Here is a 5,518-nt window from a genome sequence, read left to right on the forward strand (position 1 = left end):
TATTGGTATCTTGATCGAAGAGCACGCAGGCAAATTGCCGTTTTGGCTGGCACCGCGGCAGGTGGTTGTGGCGTCGATTATCTCGGACGCAGATGACTATGTGCACGAGGTCGTGGCCATGCTCGTGGCGGCAGGCGTGCGCGCTGAAGCCGATATTCGCAACGAAAAGATCAACTACAAAGTGCGCGAACATTCCGTTGGGAAGGTCCCGGTTATTTTGGCGGTTGGGGCCCGTGAGGTCGAAGAACGGACCGTCACAGTCCGGCGTTTGGGTGAAAAACAGACCCGCGTAGAGGCGTTGACAGATGTTGCACAGACCCTTGGCCGCGATGCCACGCCACCCGACCTTTTGTAACATTTCGTGTACGACACCGGGCCCAACCATGGCGCGAGTAGGGATTTTGTAACATTTTGGCGGGTAGAAGGAGATTTCTATGGGTGACGGTCACCTTCCACTGACGCCAGCGTGACACACGCGGTCGTGAATGGATTGTCTGTTCCCCAAGATCTATTCTTTGATCTATTCTTGGCCACATCGGTCCACAAATAGGGAAGTACACCATGTCAAAAACCATGAAAACCGTTGCAATCGCCGGTGCCGTCGCCGCTGCTATGGCTGCACAAGTAACCACCGTTGACGCCGCGTCCAAAGAGAAGTGCTTTGGTGTGTCGCTTGCAGGCGCGAATGATTGCGCCGCAGGCCCCGGCACAACTTGCGCAGGCACATCCACGGTTGATTACCAAGGCAACGCCTGGACGCTGGTAGACGCAGGCACATGCGCCGAAATCGAATTGCCACAACAGGCAGATGGCTCCGCACGCCACGGCGCGCTCGAAGAACTGTCTCGCGATCTGCCCGCATAAGGCGACGATGTGATACGAATTGAGACCCGGCGGCACCCCGCCGCCGGCGTTTCACGGCCTGTTGATACGCAGAACCCGAATTTTTCGGAGAGCTACGATGCTGGATAACACCCCTCGGTTCGACCGCCTGCCTCCCGCCCCCGGCGTGGGTTACAAACCTCAGCATTTCAACGAGTTGCGTGCAGACCCCGGCCCCGTCCGGTGGATCGAAGTACATGCGGAAAACTACATGGGCGACGGCGGGCGACCCCTCGCGCAGCTGCGCGCGCTGTCGGAACAATTCGCGCTGTCGGTGCATGGTGTCGGGTTGAGCATTGGCGGCGAAGGTGCGCTTGATGCAGACCATCTGGCGCGGCTGAAACATCTGGTGAGCTGGTCGAAACCTGCAAGTTTCTCGGAACATCTTGCGTGGTCCACGCATGGGGCCGAATTTCTGAACGATCTGCTTCCCCTGCCCTACACCACCGTGACCCTGGCCCGCGTGGCCGAACATATTGATCAAGTTCAATCGGCATTGGGCTGTCAAATGTTGCTGGAAAATCCATCCAGCTATCTGGCCTTCGCTGAAAGCACTTGGTCAGAAACGGATTTCTTGCGGGAATTGGTGCGGCGTACGGGCTGCGGGTTGCTGCTAGACGTCAATAACGTGTTCATTTCAGCCACGAATTTGGGCCTGTCCACCCAAGATTACATAAACGCCTTCCCGCTGGATGCCGTTGGCGAAATTCACGTCGGGGGCCACGACGAAGAACACGACGACCACGGCGCCCCATTGTTGATCGACAGCCACGGCAAGCCCGTGGATGATCCCGTTTGGGCGCTGTTGGACATGACATTAGAAAAATCCGGCCCTCGCCCCGTACTGGTTGAATGGGATACGGATGTCCCCGATTGGCCCACTTTGCGTCGCGAAACAGAACGTGCTGCGCTGGCACTGTCGCCGGCAAAATGACCGTCTCGCAGACCAGTTTCCGGCAGGCAGTGCTGGATCCGTCCCAAGCAGTGCCCGATGGCCTGATAGACGGGGCCGATGGTCCTGCAGGTCGCCGGTTTTCCGTGTATCGCAATAACGTGGTCGTGTCCCTGACCGAAGCGCTGCGCACGGCTTTCCCATTGGTGCACAAACTTCTGGGCGGGGCCACATTCGGCCAGTTGGCCGCTATATTTGTGCGCGCACATCCACCTGCCTCACCTATGATGATGCATTACGGCGCGGCCCTGCCGGATTTTCTTGCCGGTTTCGCGCCTCTTGCCCAAATTGGATATCTGGCTGATTGTGCGCGTCTTGATCTGGCGCTTCGGTCCTCTTATCACGCGAGCGACTGCGCCCCCCTATCGGCGGAAAAATTGCAATGTGACCCCGAAGATCTGATGCAGTTACAGTTGGCTCTGGCCCCTGCGACCCAAATTATCCGCTCCAGCTGGCCGCTCTATGACATTTGGAAAATGAACACCGTCGAAGGCGCGCCCAAACCCCGCGCCGTCGCGCAAAATGTTCTCATCACCCGGCCAAACTTCGATCCGACCCCCCATCTGTTGCCCCCCGGCGGGGCCACATGGTTGGAACAGTTGCACAAGGGGTACCCCCTTGGCGAAGCGACTGAAACTGCGCAAATGGCCACCCCTGATTTTGATCTCACCCAGACATTGTCTGTGGCGCTACACACCGGCGCGCTGACAGACCATCACACAAAGGACCATTAAATGATCTCTCTCTACGCTTCCGTGACAGACCGGCTTGGCAAATCGGACTGGCTGCTGACAACATTGGCGCGCTTCGTGTTTGCGGCTGTCTTGTTGATGTATTTCTGGGCCTCGGGGGTGACAAAACTGGGCGATGGTTTCTTGGGCCTGTTTCAACCGTCAGTGGGGGCCTATGCGCAAATTTTCCCCAAGGTGATGGAGACCGTCACCTATGATACGTCGCAGTTGTCACTCTTTCATTGGGCCGTCGTGGTGGCCGGAACTTGGGCGGAATTCATCCTGCCGGCATTGATCGTGGTTGGTTTGTTCACCCGACTGTCAGCGCTGGGTATGATCGGCTTTATCGTCGTACAAAGCCTGACAGATCTGATCGGCCATGGCGGCTTTGAACACCTCGAAACGGTTGGCGCTTGGTTTGACCGTCTGCCCAACAGCGCGATCCTTGACCAACGTGCGTTCTGGATCTTTGTGTTGTTGGTCTTAGTGATCAAAGGTGCCGGGCCGCTTTCGCTTGATCGCCTGCTCAAAAACCGCGTGTCTGCATCCGACCCAACGACCTGAGCAGGTTAAGCAACACCCAACGCCTGCTGAACATTGCGCGTCCACCCCAGATGCATGTCGTCCCCGACAACGATCAGGGGACGTTTCATCAAACTGGGGTGCGCTTTCAACAGATCTAAATGAGGCTGCGCGCGCGCCGCCTCGTCTAGGCCGCGCCATGTGGTCGAACGTGTGTTCACCAATGCAGCGCCAAAACGCTCATACGCCTGCCCCAAAACATCATCAGAAATACCGTCTGCACGTACGTCAACAAGCTCCGCACTTGGCAGGGCCTTCATCGCTTTTCGACAGGTGTCGCAGTTTTTCAAACCGTAAAGCAGCATATTTTACTCACATTTCTAAGAATTTCAGCAAAACAAGATTATTTTTTTGCCCGTTTTTCTTGATTTTTACACAGCATGCGCAATCTTTTAAAGGGCATTTAAACCCAAGATATTGGGCAAATTCATAGAGAAACTGTCCGGGCACTCCTGTGGCAGATCAACAAGGCAAAGGAGGCACGGAATTTATGCCAAATGGCACCGTGAAGTGGTTCAACACCACAAAAGGGTATGGTTTCATTGCGCCAGACGAAGGCGGATCTGATGTGTTTGTACATATTTCAGCCGTGGAACGCTCTGGGCTGCAAGGGCTACCTGACGACCAAAAAGTCAGCTTCGAGTTGGAAGAAGGGCGTGACGGGCGCCATATGGCGAGCGATCTGAAACTGCTTTAGGTTGTCTGCGGGTAACAAGCCGCTCTGGATCCGACAAAGGCCTTGTTCGGTCAGACAAAACAGACAGTAATTTCAGGTAGCAAGTTCAAAACCCATGCAACCTCGGTTGGTGCCCTGGCTCTCTGGGTATAGGCGCCAACACGTTTCTTTAACGTATGGGTTGCCCAACCAAGCGGCGCAGGATCGTCAATATTTGCGGCCCAAGGCGCGTTTGGAAAACGACCCCCGACGCGGTGCCTTTGCGCCAAACCACCTTGGCCGGCAACCGATGATGAATAACCTGCAACGTTACGGTGGCCCCCACCGCAATCTGCGGCGCACCTTCAAGACCAACGCCTTCGTCATGCACATTCATGATTGTCACACGATGCGATCCCCCACCAACGAGTAGGTTTGCCGAATATCGCGTCGGCGCGCGGTTCTTGCGCCAGAGTTGCATTGCAAAGCCCTTCACAGCCGTAAGACTGACGATAACTTAGCAAAAGAGAGTTAAGGCTCGGATAATCAGAGCAACCCGGTCATTTGGGATCGCCGACCACCCCCACAAACTCACGCCATTCGCCTTTGGACATACCCGACGTTTCTTGGGTCACGTTTTCGCCCGCCAACATCTTTTTGATGCACTCCAAAGCCCGGCCTGACAGGGTTGCGCCCCCCAAACGGTAGTCCTCAAAAGCGCCATATGCGGCAGGCACCCAATCTGCGACCATGGCACAGATTGCTTCGGCGTAGACGCGGATCTCGTATTGCGCATGCGCATCGGCACGTAGGCGCAAGAAATGGAACAGATTGTGCAAATCTACCTTCCAATACCACTGCGTATAGACATTCGCAGGCAGGTTCATGCGGGCTAATTCGCGGGCCAACCCTTGCTGCCCATCTTGGGAAATCATCTCGTCGTAGTGATCGTAGCAGCGCATCGCATCGTCCTGCAGATACCGCAAAACGCGTTGCGCTTCTTCACCAGTCAGCGCCTCGCCACGACCTTGGTTATTCACAACCGACTGGGCGGCCAGATCTTCGGCCGCAGGGATGTAAAATTCACGGTCCAAGATCGAATAACGGGCGGAATATTCATTCACGTTGGCCGTCCGGTGACGGATCCACTGGCGGGCAACAAACACCGGTAATTTCACATGCAATTTCAGCTCGCACATCTCAAACGGCGTAGAATGCCAATGGCGCATCAGATACCGGATCAGCCCTTCATCATTCTGAACAGATTTGGTGCCGCGCCCATAAGACACACGGGCGGCTTGGCAAATCGCCGCATCGTCGCCCATATAGTCGATGACCCGGACAAACCCATGATCCAGAACCGGTTGGGCGGTATACAAATGCTTTTCCATGCCCGGCGCAGTGGCACGCAGGGTTTGCGTGCTTTGGCTGCGCTGCTCTTCGATTTCGGCCTGATGTTCGGGGGTCAGCGGCATGGGAAAGATCCTTTCGGCGGCGTGAGTCGGGGCGACTATATCTGGAGGATGCGATACGCGGAACACCTATATGGTGTATTCTGAAAAAGCCACAACCCATAGGCCGCATCAGGCCCATGTGACTGGTGTCCGCCCGCGACCGTGTTAGTATCTCGGAACATCAAAAATTGAGGAGAGACGGTATGAGCCTGAAGTATCTGCACACGATGGTCCGCGTCAAAGATTTGGAGGCTTCGATCGC

At 55.8% G+C, this 5,518-nt stretch carries 9 protein-coding genes; 6 read left to right on the forward strand and 3 right to left on the reverse strand.

The genetic code is table 11. The features are described 5' to 3' along the window. The 5 genes from ABJQ89_RS13680 to ABJQ89_RS13700 form a co-directional block, all read left to right on the forward strand. The coding region (locus ABJQ89_RS13680; protein WP_348496756.1) for a His/Gly/Thr/Pro-type tRNA ligase C-terminal domain-containing protein at positions 1-355 on the forward strand (355 nt) is incomplete at its 5' end. 206 nt (positions 356-561) lie between these two features. Next, a complete protein-coding gene (locus tag ABJQ89_RS13685) occupies positions 562-864 on the forward strand; it encodes a DUF2282 domain-containing protein (RefSeq protein ID WP_348404678.1) in 303 nt (100 codons plus the stop codon). 97 nt (positions 865-961) lie between these two features. Beyond that, positions 962-1,816: a DUF692 domain-containing protein gene (locus tag ABJQ89_RS13690; RefSeq protein WP_348404677.1), complete on the forward strand. Its 855-nt coding sequence runs from the start codon at positions 962-964 to the stop codon at positions 1,814-1,816. Further along, positions 1,813-2,568, forward strand: a complete 756-nt coding sequence (locus ABJQ89_RS13695; protein WP_348404676.1) for a DNA-binding domain-containing protein — start codon at positions 1,813-1,815, stop codon at positions 2,566-2,568. Before ABJQ89_RS13690 ends, ABJQ89_RS13695 begins: the two co-directional genes overlap by 4 nt. Next, positions 2,569-3,129, forward strand: coding sequence for a DoxX family protein (locus ABJQ89_RS13700; protein WP_348404675.1), 561 nt, complete (start codon positions 2,569-2,571; stop codon positions 3,127-3,129). 5 nt (positions 3,130-3,134) lie between these two features. Here ABJQ89_RS13700 and ABJQ89_RS13705 read toward each other — a convergent pair whose 3' ends face one another. Continuing rightward, positions 3,135-3,452 (reverse strand): ArsC/Spx/MgsR family protein, encoded by a 318-nt coding sequence (locus tag ABJQ89_RS13705; RefSeq protein WP_348404674.1) that lies wholly within the window; start codon positions 3,450-3,452, stop codon positions 3,135-3,137. Between the two features lie 185 nt (positions 3,453-3,637). Between ABJQ89_RS13705 and ABJQ89_RS13710 the strand changes: the two genes are divergently transcribed. Next, the gene (locus tag ABJQ89_RS13710; RefSeq protein ID WP_348404673.1) at positions 3,638-3,844 is read left to right on the forward strand and encodes a cold-shock protein; all 207 of its coding nucleotides are present in this window, start codon (positions 3,638-3,640) and stop codon (positions 3,842-3,844) included. A gap of 148 nt (positions 3,845-3,992) precedes the next feature. On the opposite strand, the gene ABJQ89_RS13715 is transcribed toward ABJQ89_RS13710, so the two are convergent. Further along, positions 3,993-4,283 (reverse strand): PilZ domain-containing protein, encoded by a 291-nt coding sequence (locus ABJQ89_RS13715; protein WP_348404672.1) that lies wholly within the window; start codon positions 4,281-4,283, stop codon positions 3,993-3,995. A 79-nt stretch (positions 4,284-4,362) separates the two neighbouring features. After that, positions 4,363-5,277, reverse strand: coding sequence for an FAD-dependent thymidylate synthase (gene thyX, locus ABJQ89_RS13720; RefSeq protein WP_348404671.1), 915 nt, complete (start codon positions 5,275-5,277; stop codon positions 4,363-4,365). Between the last annotated feature and the right edge of the window lie 241 nt (positions 5,278-5,518).

This window comes from Planktotalea sp. (assembly GCF_039984035.1).
Taxonomy (GTDB): Bacteria; Pseudomonadota; Alphaproteobacteria; order Rhodobacterales; family Rhodobacteraceae; genus Planktotalea.